We start from the raw sequence: 15,469 nt of genomic DNA on the forward strand, positions 1-15,469 counted from the left end.
GCTTTTTATTGATTATTTAATTTATAATGAGCGGGGGAATATCCGTACTGTTTCTTAAACGCACGGGAGAAATGGGCAGGACTCTCAAATCCCAGTGTGAAGCATATATCGGTAACGCTCATGGGTGTATTTTTCAGCATATCCGCTGCCCTCTCCAGCCGCTTGCCGAGGAGCCATTGTGCAGGCGGCATATTGTAGATGGCTTGAAATTCGCGTTTGAATCCCGACAGGCTGCGACCGGACAAATAAGCAAGTTCCGGTAAGATTAAAGGGTTGGTATAATTATGTTCGACTACGTGGCGAATATCGGCTTTTACGGGCTTCAGCAACTGTAACATCTGCCTGAACGCATCCTCACTGCATTCCGCCACATTGAAAAGCAGTTCCATGACTTTCAGTTTCAATAACGCCGGGTTTATTGTTACCGGGGCATTATAGTAGGGTGCGAGTGACTGCACGAAAGATATCAGTCGGCTATCCATCGGGTGTACCGCTGTTTTTACAATATCCTTTACTTGAGGTGTTTGGATCTTAGCAGTTGTGATAAACTCTTTCAGTAGTTCATTCTGAATGCAGATCATCGTCCCGTCATAAATATCCCCGTTTTCAGCGTCTCCCATCATCTCGAACTGCACAGAGGTCGCTTTTTTTAGCAAAATCATTTCGTTCTTGCGAACCACATGGGACTGTTTTCCATGTCTGAATGTGATCTGCCCGTCGAGCATCAGAATCAGCACGTGCGACTGCATAAACATCGTCCCGCTGCGAGCCATACTGTCGATGCACTGCTGGATGACGGTACAGCCGTCCATTTCGAGCGTGCCGTACAAGACGGGCTTGGCTACTAAAGTCGTCGGTACTTTGATAATTTTTTCCATCTTCATTTCTCAGTAACCACATTTCTAATTGATTGATGCTGCAAAGTTAGCGATAATCAAGCCTACTCATTTGACTTTTTGATTCAATTTACTTGACTAATTAGTCTATCTCGATGTATTATTGCAGTTACTCTGTTCCTCATTCAATAAACATGCCTTGTTGTGATCATTCAGATAGACTCCCGGTCTTCCCGCATAAAGATGACTAGTTACAGACAATGAATCATTGAGATAAGGTGTTTTGATCCCACCTAATTCCAGCATCGTTTGAAAAAATGATGCACTGGATGATACACGCTTTACCTTGTTTGCCTGAACTGCTTTGAGCGATTCCGGATAGGTCTGTTGGTATTTATCAGACATCCATATCAGAAACGGAACGTGCAACTGATAGCTGGAGGCTATCGGAGAGGCATGCAGGAAGAGATGTCTGTCATCGTCATAGATGTCTTCGCCGTGATCCGAAGTGTATAGCAGTGCGGCATTCATATCTTCTTCGTTCAACAACCGGATGAGCCGAGCTAAAAAATAGTCCGTATAGCGGATGGTATTATCATATGCGTTCAATAGCGAATTTCTATTTTTCGCAGTTGCATCCATAGGGGTATCAGGTTTGAAGAAAGCCATTTCTGAGGGATAACGCTCCTTGTAGTTGAAATGAGAACCGTATGTATGAAGCACGATAAACTGCTTCCGGTCACGACTCTTCAACTCGTTGGATACGAGCTCAAGGAGCTCGTCGTCATAAACGATATGGTTGGCATTGATAGCACGCTCTTTAAGGAAGTTCCAAGTGTCCGCTTCTTTACCCAAAAAGTCGATAAGCGAATTATTATAGCGTTGATTGGAGAAGAAAGCCGTCCGGAATCCTGCTTCCTTGAAAGCGGTGATGATACCTTTTTGATAATAGATAGAATCAAAATTGTAGGCTGTTATTGGTGAAAGTAGCATCGGAACGCTTTTGTGCGTCGTGTTAGTCTCCGTGAATGCCTGTGTAAAGGAAGTCAGCCCCTTTACTTTTCTTAGTTCGGGATTAGTGGGACGGTCGTATCCATTTAATGCCCAATTTTGGGAACGGGCAGTTTCGCCAACCACCATCACATAGACTTCTCGCTCTTTTAATGGGTGGGAGGCTTTTGCCTGATACGTGAAGCTGTCGGATGTCTGGTAGTAACGGCATGTTTTTGCATCCCGCTGAAAAGCAAGGTACACGTTATAACATACGTTTACCGGATATAAATCGGTCATTGGCTTGTAATTCTTATCTGCCAGATAAGATATCCCCAATGAGAATATGCCGATGATCAAAGCCAATATGGCTATAGGTCGTTCCCGGGAGAGGAATACGGATGACAGCTTCCGTTTCCCGATGATGGACATGGTAGCAAAGATTAATGCAGGGACATAGAGTAGTACAACGAGAGTGATTGCCGGCATCAGATTATCCAGCAGTTCCATCGCTTCGCCATAATTGGTTGTTATCAGGTTCAGGAACATGTCTACTGCAATAACCGATTGCCCGTACAAAAAAAGCAGTACGATCTGAAATGCACCGAAAAACAGAACAGGAAACAGTATCCAAAACGTCCTGCCATAATTCCTCGACAATGTCATTACCAGGTAATAAACACCAAACGGCAGTAGGACGTTACATATTTTAGCCATTAGTGACAAGGGTTCCGTATAACATAGGATGATATTCGGAATAACCAGGATGAGCAGAAAAAGATAGAAGTACATTTCCGCTTTCACAAAACGGCGCCACCCCTCAACAAGTATTCTTCCTAACTCTTCGGTAAATCTCATTATTAAACTAAAGGTTCTCATAGTTACTTCAATCTGTTAGAATGTGTTTATTGTGTAGTACTATCGAAATATGGAACAGATATATTTATAACAAAGTGATATAAGCAAGACAATGCCGAGCATTAGAATAGCTTCTGTAACCTTATATATCAGCAAGAAACATTTAGGCTGTTCCAAGCTAAAATGTTTGAGATATTTTCCTGTCTTCATATCCGGAGTTTTTAATTATGTGATTACTGACATTATCTTACCTTTCTCTGGCGCAAAGTTATAGTAATCCTTGCCGACACATAATAGACCTGTGCCTAAGTTGCAATTTTTACCAACTGAATTGCTAATAGCTAAAATGAACTGAGTTCTGAACTCTATTCCCTGAACTTTAAGCACAACAAGCAACTCAAATAAGAAATCTTACACATAAGTTGCCTATATTATCATCTGGGGAACCAGACTCATTCCACCTTCTTTAAATACGCTAAGTTTGTTGCCATCAAGATAAATTCAGAGAATAATCTCAGGAAATTATGAAACGAATAATTAACAGGATAATTGCAGTTTTATTTGCTGCCGGTCTATCTCTCAATGCAATGGGGACAGAGATTCAACAAGATTCAACAAGAAATTACATTCCATTTATGCAGATAAAATCAGCCGGAGGTACAGTTCTTCCTACCACACCTATCGTAAGGGGGAATAAACGTATTCCTTGGTTCAACGCTGTCAGTCTGCAATATGGTTATGCCTCTACCGGCAGAAGGTGGCAAGATGGAGTATATGGAATGCCTTATATGGGAGTCGGACTGCATCTTACAGATTTCTCCCGGAACAAAGATATTGGAACTCCCATCACTTTGTATCTTTTTTATGGAGCTGAGTTGAAAAGACTTTCTCCGAAGTTATCTATCGGCTATGAAGGTAATTTGGGATATTCTTTCAATTGGAAGCCTTACGATCCGGCACTTAATCCGGAAAATGGTGCTATTGGCGCCCGTTGGGCGGTTTTTATTGCCGTTGAACCTCATCTGCGCTGGAATATCAACCCACACCTGGACTTACAGGCAGGTGTCATGCTGTCGCATTACTCCAATGGGGGGACCCGGAAGCCTAATAATGGATTGAATATGTTTTCGCCTACCCTTTCTCTACGATACAAATTCCGGCAAGCCGACCGTCAGCCTTGGTCAATCGAGAAACCGCCTTTGTTTAAAAAGCATTTTGAGCATGATATTTCTGTTACCGCTTCATTGCGGCAGATAATGATCCACTCTGAAAAGTCGGATGTGAGGAGGCCACTCAATTACAATTTCGATGTAACGGGTTTGAACTATAACTTTTGCATTGTTCCCAATTATAATTATAAATACGGAATATCAGCCCATTTGGTATACGACGCAAGCAGTCATGCGGAAATAGAAGTAGATGGTGACCAACAATCGGTCAGATTAGCTCCATTTCACCGGAGGTTGTCACTTGGTGTGGCTGCTTACGGTGAATTGGTAGCAGAAGGCTTTTCTCTGTTTGCCAATTTAGGATATAATGTTGTCCATAACCAGCAGGATAAGCGTTTCTATCAAATCATAGGACTTAAATGTTATCTAAAAGAAAACTTATATGGAACTGTCGGTGTAAATGCCAGCAACCTCTCTTCAGCCAAGTTTCTGTTTCTGAGTCTGGGATATACTATCAGAAGTAAGCGTTAGTGAAGCGGACTATATTCATTCAATTTATTATCCGCCATCTACACTTCAGTAGGTAAAAACTGCACTTTAGAACAACTACCTTGATGAATCCACACAAGAGTTCTAATTTTGAAATCAGAAAGTCAATCAACAGGTTTTGATTATCATCTAAAAATATATTTTAATGGTGCCTGCCAGAGGTTTTATTGAATGTAAGCAGGAAAAATTCCAATTCATAAAAGGATCAGGCAGTACATTGACATGCAATTAATTTGTGTTGTAATTATAACTAAAGAAAATGAATATCAAAAAGAAAACCGGTCTAGCTCTTTTGGCATTTGTAGTATGTTGTTGGGGGATAACTCCTATACTTCCTTTTTTAGATTTCCCGAATAAGGCGATTATTATTACTACTTTGCTTATCACAAATGAAGTCCTGTTCATAATTACAATTGCCTTGTTGGGAAAAGAATACTGGAATAAAATTAAAAATGGAGTTTCACGCTTTTTTCTCTTCAGGAAAAAAGAGACAAATGACCAGCATTGAAAGAATTGTAGAAAAAAAACGGGAAAATAAAAAAAGCGCAAATGTTGAAAAATAATCCGTGGAGTATGGGAACAAGGCGTACCTATTTGCTTTTTAGTGACAGACCAATACGATATACATTTCATGACATAACTTTATTATCTGAATTCTGCTAATTTCTGTTTATTATCTCTAATCTACACCTCAGTAAGCAAAAACCGCATTTTAGGAAAACCACCTTGATGAATTAGCGCAAGAGCTCTACCTTTGAAATCTAAAAGTTAATTGCAAGTACAATTTAGCACTAAAAAAAATATTTCATATGATGATTTATGGAAAAAATACATTAAGATTTTTTGAAAAAACATCGTTCGAAGCCCATATATTTATAGAGTTTCCAAAAACGGTTCGTACCCAATGGCTCAAGAGTGCAATAGTATTGTCATTGTTGGTATTTACCATTCCGGCAAAAGGTCAGGATATCTTAATTAAAGGAGTAGTGACCGATTCTATCACGGGAGAACCATTGCCCTCGGTGTCACTAATATTAAAAGGAACAACAATTGGTGCCCCTACTGATTACGATGGTCGATTTTCTTTTTCCGCCCCTTCTAAAGCAGGTACGTTGAAGGTTTCCTATATTGGCTATACTGAGAAGGAAATACAATTAATTCCGGGAAAAACGGGTAATTTGTCGATATTACTGGTTCCAACGAGCATCAGCCTGTCGGAGGTCGTTGTTAAGCCAACCAGGGAGAGGTACACAAAAAAAGACAATCCTGCTGTTGCCTTCGTGAAAAACGTTATCCGGCAACGTGAGCAAAATGACCCGAGGAATAAGGAATTCTATAGCTATGACCAGTATGAGAAAATCATGTTTGCTATGAATGATTATAAACCCAAATCGAAAAAAGACGGTAAAGTCGGTCAGTTTGATTTTCTTAATGATTATATCGATACGCTGGAAATCGGAAAGACTATCCTGCCGGTATCCGAACGGGAGAAACTAATGTCCGTCTATTACAGAAAAGATCCTAAATCTGAAAAATGTGTGATGAAAGCGGCAAAGGCTGATGGTGTGGATGAATTATTGTCTCCCGATGGTATGCAAGAGTTTCTGAACGAAGTATTTAAAGAAGTAAACATCTTCCAAAATGATATCCCCTTATTCCTGAATCGTTTCGTGAGTCCTTTGTCTGCAATGGGACCTAATTTTTATAAGTATTATATGTTGGATACGCTAGAGGTGGCAGGACAAAAGTGTGTGGATTTGGGCTTTGCTCCCTTCACACCGGAATCATTCGGATTTACCGGGCATTTGTTTATCACGTTGGATTCAACCTATTTCGTACAGCGGGTTAAGTTAAATGTCCCGAAGAAGATTAATCTGAATTTTGTAGGAGGAATGACTATTGAGCAGACCTTTTGCCGTACCCCGGATGGAACTCGCCTTCTTACCAAGGATGACATCAAGGTCGATTTCAAAGTGACTGAAAAATCGAAAGGCATCTATGCCCAACGATTGAACATCTATACGAATCATGCATTCGACGCCCCCGTGAATATGTCAGTATTCAGTGAGGGCGCTCCTATCATTATCCCTCCGGAGGCTTATAAGCGTTCAAGTGAGTATTGGGAAGATCATCGCCCCGATGAAGCCGGGAAGCGAAAATCGAAATCAGTGGGTGAATTGATGGAGCGGTTGCGTACGGTCCCAGTCTTTTATGCTGCCGAGCAAGTGATTACGGCTTTTGTGAATGGCTACGTTCCAAGCAATTCCGATCCGGCTAAAAGCAAGTTCGAGTTAGGCCCGGTGAATACGATTATCAGCGGAAATTCAATTGAAGGCGCTCGTTTTCGTGTGGGTGGAACTACGACTACGGCTTTCAATAAGCGGCTATTCGTGAATGGTTATGTGGCATACGGTACAAGAGATCATAAATTAAAGTACGATGCGGCAGTGGAATATTCATTTATCGACAAAAAGAATTATCCAACAGAATTTCCGGTTCATTCTTTGCGTCTGGAATATATGTACGATGTGAACCAGTTAGGGCAACACTATCTTTATACGAATAAAGATAATATCTTCGTTGCTATAAAACGGCAGAGAGATACGCGCGCCACCTTTCAGCGAAAAGCAGAATTAACTTATTACAGAGAGCATTACAATGGGGTTTCCTATGGTGCTGCCTTACGGAACTTGACGGAGTATTCCACTCGTTATGCCGTTTTCGACCGCATCGACCGTGATCAGAAAGTCACTTCTCTGAAAGATTACCATATGACAGAACTTGAATTAAAGCTTCGCTATGCACCCAATGAGAAATTTTACCAGACTCGTGACTCCCGTTTCCCGATTACATTTGATGCCCCGGTGTTTACCTTAAGCCATACGATGTCTTTCAAGGATGTATTGGGCAGTTCTTATAACTATTAGAAAACGGAATTTGGAATAAGGAAACGGTTTTGGCTCTCGGCTTATGGAGCTGTCGATATCATTGGGAAAGTGGGTAAGGTATGGAGTACGGTACCGTATCCTTTGCTTATATTGCCTAATGCGAACTTGTCCTACCTTATTCAGTCGGAATCGTATACAAATATGAATGCGATGGAATTTATTAATGATGAGTATGCTTCATGGGACTTGACGTATAATATGAATGGCTTGATATTGAACAGTATCCCCTTGATTAAGAAACTGAAATGGCGGGAAGTAGTTACATTCCGGGGACTATTCGGGAATCTGACGAATAAGAATAATCCCTATTTGACAGAACGTAATGAGGGGCTATTTCAATTTCCAGAAGGTTCTTATATTATGGATAAAAAGGTTCCTTATATGGAAATGGGCGTTGGTATTGAGAATATTTTCAAGTTTATCCGAGTGGATTATACCTGGCGTCTGAGTTACAAGAATCATCCAGGTATACAAGACCGGGGTATCCGTATCCAGATGAAAATGACATTCTGACAAATAGCCCATTTATAGGTCTAAAAGGAGTGCTAATCGTAATAAAATAATAGATTTTCTTGCAAATAACCAGGTTGGCTGCAATATGATATCGAAGATAGTCTGATAAGTCAAATAAATTGAGCTGGCATGGTAGGCGTGAGTTTCATTTTTGTTATGCTCTTCATTGTGCAATAAAAAAGATTTATGTAATGATTAATCCGTACTATCACTTTGTATTCGGCTGTTTATGCACTATAGTAATATTAAATATGAATTATGGACAAAAGAAAACTTGTAGCAGAGGTAGCAAGAAAAACCAATTATGCAAAGTGGGAGATAAACTCGATGTTTGCTCCTCTCTGCCAGTCGATTCTTGCTGCTTTGCAAAATGGGGAGAAGGTTGCTATAAATGAATTTGGTTCCTTCGATCTCAAGGTCAAGAAAGAGAGGGCCTGGGTAGATCCGAAAACCAAAAGACGGAAAGTAATACCTGCAAAAGTACAAGTGGTTTTCACAGCCACCCCAAAATTTACTGTGGATGTAGAGGTTGTCGAACAACGAATCAACAAGCAAGTGGATACAAAATAGTCGGTATTAGCCAAGAATCTTAAATTATATGCCGGACAGCGAGAAAAAGCGTCACTTGTCCGGTGTCTTTTTTGCCCTCATATCAGCCAATCAAACTTCTATTCTATGGTATAGCTATTCTTCGGATGTAATCAAAAAACATTCGAAAATGAAGCTATTACTCAAAAGAAAATTCAAAGGAGAGACCTATACGATAGGTGATCTCTACATTGATGGTGTGTTTTTCTGTAACACCCTCGAAGACACTGTACGCTTACTACCTCTATTATGCCCCGATACGCCTCAAGGCATCGGCTGTCGCTGCAAAGAGAAAGTGTATGCCCGTACCGCCATTCCTTGCGGCACATACAAAATCACGATGGCTCACAGTCCCCGGTTCAAACGTGTGTTGCCATACCTGCACGATGTTCCCCATTTCTTAGGCATACTCATACATAGCGGCACCACCAATGCAGATTCAGCCGGGTGCATACTCGTGGGTAAAAACACCATCAAGGGGAAGGTTACAGAATCACGTGCCACCTCAGACCGGCTGAATGCGATATTGAGCAAAGAGAAGGATATTACCATTGAGATTGTGTAATGGGAAAGCTCCGTAAACTTAGAGCTCCCGACCATCTGCATATCGACTTTACCCCATCCCCCAAACAATACGAACTTTGGAAGTTGCTACAGCCGGAGTGCCCGAAGTGCGGAGGTGCAGTGAAACAACAATTAGTCGGATATGACGTAAGCCAGAATCCTCAATACAAGCCATTTTGTTACCAATGTGGTAACGCTAATATTCCACAACTCATTTTGGGTGGTGGAGCAGCCGGTAAACGACACCACTGCCGGCCTGTGCAGTAATGCACTGACAATAAATCTCTTTAACTGCTGGGAACTCTGACCGTGAGAGACGAAGACAATCAGCAACCAAGCCGGATAACCGGAAGGCTCAACGACTATCCCTACGGGGAGTACGGTCAAGCGACTGGAAACGGGAGACTCCTTAGAAATAAGGATGAAGATATAGTCTAATCCTTGTAGAAATACAAGGCGGCGAAAGCGATTATCAAGTAGCGATTGATAGTGAATTAGTTAGGGTGGGAAATCGTTTTTGGCTTCAGTATGGTTAGTAAGTAGCTGTATCCGTTTTCCGGAGATACGGGCGATTGTGGCACGTAAGACATTGAAATCGCTCAAAGAATCGACCTGGAATACGATACGAGCGGTTATTAAACGATGGGGGTTGATTGAAGATGTGCATTATCGGGTGAACAACCTTGCCGGAACGTTGACGTTCTGGAACGACTCGATAATACTGATGTTGGAGATGGCAGATTTGCCCTCAGACCCGAATTTCGAACGGTTCGGGTCGATGGAAGCAACTATCTGTGCCGTGGATGAGGTATCGGAAATTGGACAAAAAGCTATTGAGGTGCTGTTCTCCCGTTTGCGCTGGCGTACTCACGAAACGTTTATGGTCTCGAAAATGTTGCTCACTACGAACCCGACTACAAACTGGGTACGTGGACGGTTTGTGCAGGATGATAACGGTGATAAGGTGGAGTTGCGTGAGGGTGAGTATTATGTGCCTTTCAGTGTCTTTGACAATCCTGATGTAGGTTTCCGGCAGACGTATGAAGCGGCTCTGAATAAGATTTCAGACCAAGCCACTAAAGAGCGTCTGCTCTATGGGAACTGGGACTTTGTGGAAGCCAACGATATGGCGATATACAATCGCTTCGATGGTGCCAAGCATCTTATCGCCGGGTTGAAAGAAGGTGTATATGACCCTACAAAACCACTCATTACGGTGTGGGACTTTAACGTTGCTCCGCAGATGTCGGTACTGGCAGCTCAGATTGATTATGACAACAAGAAGGTCTATGTGTTAGAGGAAATCTTAGGCAAACCACAGGATAAGGAGAATAATACTCCGGCACTCTCTCGACGAGTTCAACAGAAATTCTATCGGGAAAAACATATCGGCGGCGTAGATGTAACGGGTGACCCATCGGGTTTACAGCGTTCGACAACTACCGAAGACGGCATCAACAACTACACCGTAATACTCGATACGTTTGGCAAGGGTATTCTTAGACCAAAGTTGAAGTTGATGAGAAAGCAACCGCCCCAAGTGACCCGATGCGAGTTTGTGAACGAGCTGTTTACCGGATACAACGGTTGGGCGATTGAGATAGACCTGAAATGTCGGAAGCTGACCGAGGATTTGATTTACCAGCTTAAAAACGAAGACGGCACAAAGTGTAAGCAAAAAGTTACTGACCCTAAAACGGGTGTGAAGTATGAGAAATACGGTCACTTATCGGACTGCTTGGACTACTTGCTTTGCTACTATTTGCGGGATAGCTGGTACAAATTTAAAAGCGGAGATAACAGCGGAAGCATTATAGCGACCACTCCCGCCGTATATGATGGATTTAACTACTAAAAAAACGAATATGTACAGACGATTTTTAAACGACGCTGATTATCTGGGTGTGATTACCGCCGAAGCCCTGGCACAAATGACACGGGGCAATGCCGACCGTTTTGCCCAAGCCGAAGAATCAGCAGAGATGAGTATCATTGAAAACCTCAGTGAGAACTACGAGATTGAACAGGAGTTGAACAAAGGCAAGTACATTGCCGAGCACGACCGCCGGATTACTTTCCCGGTAGGTGCGTTTATCTATCTGGAAGGACGCATCTATGAGGTGATACGCTCAATCAGTGGTTATAAAGTCCCTTCTACATTAGCGTATTGGGAAGAACACGTAGAGTTGAATTTCGATATCGGGAACACTGCCCGATACTCTCAGTTCGGCACCTACTACGTGGGAGACATTGTAGCGCATAACGGTGTGGCATATATCTGTAAGGAGGAGAACGGCTATAAATTTGGAGATATTCGTATTCCGATGGTAGAGGGTTGGTTTGAGGCGGCTACTACCGAGTGGTTACCGATTGAATACAATCTCTGGGAAGTAGTCTCGTTCAACGGGGCATTTTATACGTTGATGAAGCTCGATGAGTTCGATAATAATATCAACCCGTTTGACTCGCTCTGTTGGGGTGCGATTGCCGACTATGATCCTGCGTATAATGATTATGAGCTGGAGGAGCACGAATATGTAGTGTATGACGGACGGGTGTTCTATCCGGGGTTGGATGTGAACGCCGATATGCCTATCGTAGGACATAACATTGCACAGAATGACCCTCGTAACTACAATATCAAAAAGCACATGGTACGGCTGGCTATCTATGAGCTGACCAAACTGATTGCGCCCAACAATGTGAGTGCTGTGAGGCTGAAAGACCACGAGGAGTCAATGAAGTGGTTGAATGATGCGTCAAAGCTTCGACTCAATCCCCAGATCCCCCGCAAGCTGGCCGAAGACAATAAACCTGTTACGGATTGGCAACTATCGACGTTCCAGACCGATTACGACCCATATAAGAATCCGTGGCTGACATAAATAGTCGTCAAATTGCTTGTTATTCGCGGAGTTTGATTAAATTTGTATTTCAATCAAAGAAATAGCCTATGTAACAGAAAACTTAGAAACATAATATAATAGCTTTTTAGCTGTTTGTCCGCTCCAACAAAACGACCAATTTTAGCAGCAAGATAAACAGGGATAGCCAATGCTATATTCACATAGCACGGGCTTGACTTGTTTGCTGCGTGGTGCTTGGTCGTACCTGTTGGAGGAACTTGTCGAGTACCGTGCTTCTTTTTTAGGGTGCGGTTCAGCAAAAATCAATGTTCAACCAAGCACCCAATATTTTATGGAAATTATCAAAGAAAAGACGGTTGCCTTTACCGGAAATCGCACACTTACAACATCAACCGGACACCCGGATAACAATCTGGAGAATGTCATTCGAACTGAACTTTATTATGTCCTCGAAGAATTATATCAGGAAGGCAAAAATACCTTTCTCAGTGGTATGGCCATCGGCTTTGTAGGCTGGCAGCAGAGACAGTTCTTGATTTAAAGAGAAGTCACTCCGATGTGAAACTATATGCTATTATCCCTTTCGTTGGTCAGGAAGATAGATTTAATCACCGGGACAAAGTAAGATATAAGCAACTATGTGAAGCTGTCGACGAAAGGCATGTAATATGGAGTCGGGAGTATAGCAGAATATCATATTTGAAGCGGAATGACTTTATGGTAGATAACTGTTGTGAAGTGATAGCTTATAGCAACGGAGATGGAAGCGGCACACTTTATACTATTGACAGGGCCACAAAAAATAATATCAATGTACTGAACCTCTACGACGAACTGGCCGAATATTTTGCCATAGATTGTGATGTAAAGCGTTTCTTGCAGGAGCATACTCGTGTGCCCGATATGAAATACGGACGTGAAGGTGTAATATTCAGCGGAAACAATCAGCCATTTCCAGTAAACTTTGAACAAATCAATACTGTTGAGAGCAAACGAGGACGGCTGATTTTTACGCTTAAAAATGATACCGTGATTGGAAAGTCGCTCTTTTCGGAAGATTGTTGGATAAGGAGTTTTGGCGGAGAACCATTGACTAACAGTTCCAAATGGTTTTCTGCGTTAAAAAAACTACTGGGAAGACAATAGATGAGATAAATGACCTACTTTTTTTACTCAATTTGCTCTGAACTCGCACACTTGGGCTACTATCCGAATTAGCAGGTTGTTAGAGGTGTAAATGTATGTATATTCCGCTACTTGTGCGGCTTCCCATGCACTGCAATAAGTGGTGAAAATCAGTATTATCTTAGCCAAAAAGCATTATCTTTGTGGCTCTTAACAAAAAAATATTTGTAGAAAATGACAAAAGCTGATATTGTTAGCCAAATTGCTAAAACGACCGGAGTGGATAAAACTCAAGTGGCTTCTGTGGTGGAAGCGTTTATGGAGAGTGTGAAAGGAACGATGGCCTCCGGAGAGAATGTTTACCTGAGAGGATTCGGCACCTTTCAGATAAAGAAGCGTGCTGAGAAGACAGCCCGTAATATCTCGAAAAATACCACTATAATTATTCCGGCACATAGTGTTCCGGCTTTTAAACCAGCTAAAGAATTTATCTTAGCCGTTAAAAAGCAGTAGTGAATAACATTACGAAATATAACCTGAAAACAACACTAATATCAGTCGCAAAGCTGATATTGTTGTATAGTGCTCTGGCTTTCCTGATTGCGCCGCAGAGTGATGGCTTCGTGTGGAGCTCCATCAATCCGTTGGAGTTTCTGGAAGGAGTTGTTTTTGCTCTCGGTTTCGGATTGGGGGTTCCGGTGTGGCTATCGGTAATCGTGATCGGGTTGTTTTCGTTTTTGCTGTTTGTCGTCTTTTTGTGGGTTGCACGGAAGATGGTGAAATAAGAAAATGACATCGTGGTGATGTCCTTTCTTGTTTTCGGAGATTTTCAGAGTCTTATTTCTTAGACTCTTCCAATGACGCTTTACGAAACTCTTTCATAGCCTTTTCGATTTCCAAAGAAGCTTTGCGAGCACGAGTTCCGGCAGCTTTGTTTCCGTTTTCTGCTTGAGCAGCAGCATCAGTTTTGAAAGCCGTATATGCAGCTTCGATCTTTTCGATTAATTCTTTCATTTTTTGTTAATTTGTTAGTTTATACCTATTTGGCGGCAAAGATAATGATCCTCATTAAATTGTATTCATAACCTGATTGTCAATTGCTTTTTGAGTCGTATTTTTAAAGTAGTGTTTAAATATTGTTTGTGGGCTATTCCCTGCCATCTCAGCTACAATAGCCGGATGCACATTGTCTGCTATCATAGTTGTGATAAATGTTCCTCTGGCTGAATACCATGTTATTTTATCATTGTACTTAATTACTTCGGATAATTTCCGCAAAGTAATATTAACCTTTGTTCGAATCTTATTCATCCGGCTTCTCTTTTTGGATTCGGTTGTATGTCTGAAAGAGAAGATAGGTAGGACATAATTTCCAAAGCACTTGTTTTTATATTTTTCAGCAATAGCTCTCGCTTTGGGATGAAAAATAATAGATGCTTTTTTCGGGAATTTTGTACGCTCATAAGTCAATCTTCCATCTTTATCAATACAATCCCATGTCAGAAAACAAACATCGACGTTAGCCATGCCGCCCGTGTAAAAACTAAAAAGGAATAAATCAATGTGGAACTGTTCTATACGAGAGAAAAGGGTTCTATCGACATTCTCTATCTTTCGGATTACGTCTAAGGGGATTGTTTTGGGCTCAAACTTTTTTGGCTTCATTTTAGGCTGAACACGCTGGAAAATACTCATATCCGCATCAGGAACTCCCATTTTGTTCGCATAGTATACAATTCCTCTCAGCACTTTCATGTTGCCATATAAGTTACCTTCATTCCCATTCTCTGCACCTCGCTTTTGCAAGAAAAAGCAAAAAGCATCAGCAAATTCCTCTGTTATATCTTCAAAATAGTAGGAGGATAGAGCCCGATTGTATTTTTGCAGTGTAAATTCTTCTAATACACGCCGCATACATCTATAGCGTCGAGCTGTGCCAACACTGGTAAGAACATTGCCATTTTTGATTCGTTCTCTATGACAAAGCTTATCATTGAGGATATCGAACATTTGGCAAACAGAAATAACTTTTGTGGATTGACGCTTTTTATCGATATTGTCAAAGCTATGAGACCACTGAACAGGAGCCCATTGTTTGCATTCTGCTTCCCAATCCTCAGCAACTTTAAGGTACTTGGTTTTAAATTCAATTAGCTTCTGATTTTTCTCAGAAGCTTCTACTCCCTTGGACTTGAATTGTTGAGTCTGGCTATCCCAGTCTTTAATAGGACCAGTAATGTTTAATGCCTTTGTGACTCTTGCGTAACCAGTCTTGAAGAAGACTGCCTCCAGTTTTACTAACTGCGGGGTTTTTGGGTTTTCTTTTCCTTTGATGTTAATTGTAAACATAGCATACAAGTTTAATCGTTATACGTTTTTTGGGAATAATCCAGAGTCCAAACCAGACTACATGAATTACTACATCGGAATAGTACCTTTGCCCAAAAAAGGTTTAATTTTGC

At 41.5% G+C, this 15,469-nt stretch carries 14 protein-coding genes and 2 pseudogenes; 12 read left to right on the forward strand and 4 right to left on the reverse strand.

Annotation, left to right across the window (positions count from 1 at the left end):
* Nucleotides 1–5: 5 nt before the first annotated feature.
* Nucleotides 6–878 carry an AraC family transcriptional regulator gene (locus C511_RS16380; RefSeq protein ID WP_158332555.1) on the reverse strand — a complete coding sequence of 291 codons (873 nt, stop codon included), beginning with the start codon at nucleotides 876–878 and terminating at the stop codon, nucleotides 6–8.
* Nucleotides 879–983: 105 nt separating this feature from the next.
* The gene (locus C511_RS0107445) at nucleotides 984–2,618 is read right to left on the reverse strand and encodes a phosphoethanolamine transferase (RefSeq protein WP_226992511.1); all 1,635 of its coding nucleotides are present in this window, start codon (nucleotides 2,616–2,618) and stop codon (nucleotides 984–986) included.
* 590 nt (nucleotides 2,619–3,208) lie between these two features.
* Here C511_RS0107445 and C511_RS0107450 point away from each other — a divergent pair.
* From C511_RS0107450 to C511_RS0107505, 12 genes and pseudogenes are all read left to right on the forward strand, one after another.
* Nucleotides 3,209–4,384 (forward strand): acyloxyacyl hydrolase, encoded by a 1,176-nt coding sequence (locus tag C511_RS0107450; RefSeq protein ID WP_081698277.1) that lies wholly within the window; start codon nucleotides 3,209–3,211, stop codon nucleotides 4,382–4,384.
* A 277-nt stretch (nucleotides 4,385–4,661) separates the two neighbouring features.
* Nucleotides 4,662–4,910, forward strand: coding sequence for a transporter suffix domain-containing protein (locus tag C511_RS0107455; RefSeq protein WP_024996466.1), 249 nt, complete (start codon nucleotides 4,662–4,664; stop codon nucleotides 4,908–4,910).
* 304 nt (nucleotides 4,911–5,214) lie between these two features.
* Nucleotides 5,215–7,863, forward strand: a pseudogene (locus tag C511_RS16385) (DUF5686 family protein).
* Between the two features lie 258 nt (nucleotides 7,864–8,121).
* A complete protein-coding gene (locus C511_RS16390; protein WP_051260482.1) occupies nucleotides 8,122–8,433 on the forward strand; it encodes an HU family DNA-binding protein in 312 nt (103 codons plus the stop codon).
* A 148-nt stretch (nucleotides 8,434–8,581) separates the two neighbouring features.
* Nucleotides 8,582–9,016: a DUF5675 family protein gene (locus tag C511_RS0107470; RefSeq protein WP_024996468.1), complete on the forward strand. Its 435-nt coding sequence runs from the start codon at nucleotides 8,582–8,584 to the stop codon at nucleotides 9,014–9,016.
* The gene (locus C511_RS0107475; protein WP_024996469.1) at nucleotides 9,016–9,282 is read left to right on the forward strand and encodes a hypothetical protein; all 267 of its coding nucleotides are present in this window, start codon (nucleotides 9,016–9,018) and stop codon (nucleotides 9,280–9,282) included. The genes C511_RS0107470 and C511_RS0107475 overlap by 1 nt, the downstream gene beginning before the upstream one ends.
* 235 nt (nucleotides 9,283–9,517) lie before the next feature.
* A pseudogene (locus C511_RS16395) lies at nucleotides 9,518–10,870 on the forward strand (phage terminase large subunit); the annotation flags it as partial.
* A gap of 10 nt (nucleotides 10,871–10,880) precedes the next feature.
* Entirely contained in the window at nucleotides 10,881–11,900 is a 1,020-nt protein-coding gene (locus C511_RS0107485) for a hypothetical protein (RefSeq protein ID WP_024996470.1), read from the forward strand.
* 169 nt (nucleotides 11,901–12,069) lie between these two features.
* Nucleotides 12,070–12,423: a hypothetical protein gene (locus C511_RS0107490; RefSeq protein ID WP_024996471.1), complete on the forward strand. Its 354-nt coding sequence runs from the start codon at nucleotides 12,070–12,072 to the stop codon at nucleotides 12,421–12,423.
* 17 nt (nucleotides 12,424–12,440) lie between these two features.
* On the forward strand, nucleotides 12,441–13,028 hold the full coding sequence (locus C511_RS17490) for an SLOG family protein (RefSeq protein WP_074434165.1): 588 nt from the start codon (nucleotides 12,441–12,443) through the stop codon (nucleotides 13,026–13,028).
* Nucleotides 13,029–13,241: 213 nt separating this feature from the next.
* Entirely contained in the window at nucleotides 13,242–13,520 is a 279-nt protein-coding gene (locus C511_RS0107500) for an HU family DNA-binding protein (protein ID WP_024996473.1), read from the forward strand.
* Nucleotides 13,520–13,792, forward strand: coding sequence for a hypothetical protein (locus tag C511_RS0107505; RefSeq protein ID WP_024996474.1), 273 nt, complete (start codon nucleotides 13,520–13,522; stop codon nucleotides 13,790–13,792). Before C511_RS0107500 ends, C511_RS0107505 begins: the two co-directional genes overlap by 1 nt.
* A gap of 52 nt (nucleotides 13,793–13,844) precedes the next feature.
* Here the strand turns inward: C511_RS0107505 and C511_RS0107510 are convergent, their stop codons facing one another.
* Nucleotides 13,845–14,021 (reverse strand): histone H1, encoded by a 177-nt coding sequence (locus tag C511_RS0107510; RefSeq protein ID WP_024996475.1) that lies wholly within the window; start codon nucleotides 14,019–14,021, stop codon nucleotides 13,845–13,847.
* A 54-nt stretch (nucleotides 14,022–14,075) separates the two neighbouring features.
* Entirely contained in the window at nucleotides 14,076–15,356 is a 1,281-nt protein-coding gene (locus tag C511_RS0107515) for a phage integrase SAM-like domain-containing protein (protein WP_024996476.1), read from the reverse strand.
* Between the last annotated feature and the right edge of the window lie 113 nt (nucleotides 15,357–15,469).

Source organism: Bacteroides graminisolvens DSM 19988 = JCM 15093, from assembly GCF_000428125.1.
In the GTDB taxonomy this organism is placed as follows: domain Bacteria; phylum Bacteroidota; class Bacteroidia; order Bacteroidales; family Bacteroidaceae; genus Bacteroides; species Bacteroides graminisolvens.

Coding starts and splice junctions, on each gene's coding strand:
- C511_RS16380 (WP_158332555.1), bottom strand. CDS start 878: ATGGAAAAAATTATCAAAGTACCGACGACTTTAGTAGCCAAGCCCGTC.
- C511_RS0107445 (WP_226992511.1), bottom strand. CDS start 2,618: ATGTACTTCTATCTTTTTCTGCTCATCCTGGTTATTCCGAATATCATC.
- C511_RS0107450 (WP_081698277.1), top strand. CDS start 3,209: ATGAAACGAATAATTAACAGGATAATTGCAGTTTTATTTGCTGCCGGT.
- C511_RS0107455 (WP_024996466.1), top strand. CDS start 4,662: ATGAATATCAAAAAGAAAACCGGTCTAGCTCTTTTGGCATTTGTAGTA.
- C511_RS16390 (WP_051260482.1), top strand. CDS start 8,122: ATGGACAAAAGAAAACTTGTAGCAGAGGTAGCAAGAAAAACCAATTAT.
- C511_RS0107470 (WP_024996468.1), top strand. CDS start 8,582: ATGAAGCTATTACTCAAAAGAAAATTCAAAGGAGAGACCTATACGATA.
- C511_RS0107475 (WP_024996469.1), top strand. CDS start 9,016: ATGGGAAAGCTCCGTAAACTTAGAGCTCCCGACCATCTGCATATCGAC.
- C511_RS0107485 (WP_024996470.1), top strand. CDS start 10,881: ATGTACAGACGATTTTTAAACGACGCTGATTATCTGGGTGTGATTACC.
- C511_RS0107490 (WP_024996471.1), top strand. CDS start 12,070: ATGCTATATTCACATAGCACGGGCTTGACTTGTTTGCTGCGTGGTGCT.
- C511_RS0107500 (WP_024996473.1), top strand. CDS start 13,242: ATGACAAAAGCTGATATTGTTAGCCAAATTGCTAAAACGACCGGAGTG.
- C511_RS0107510 (WP_024996475.1), bottom strand. CDS start 14,021: ATGAAAGAATTAATCGAAAAGATCGAAGCTGCATATACGGCTTTCAAA.
- C511_RS0107515 (WP_024996476.1), bottom strand. CDS start 15,356: ATGTTTACAATTAACATCAAAGGAAAAGAAAACCCAAAAACCCCGCAG.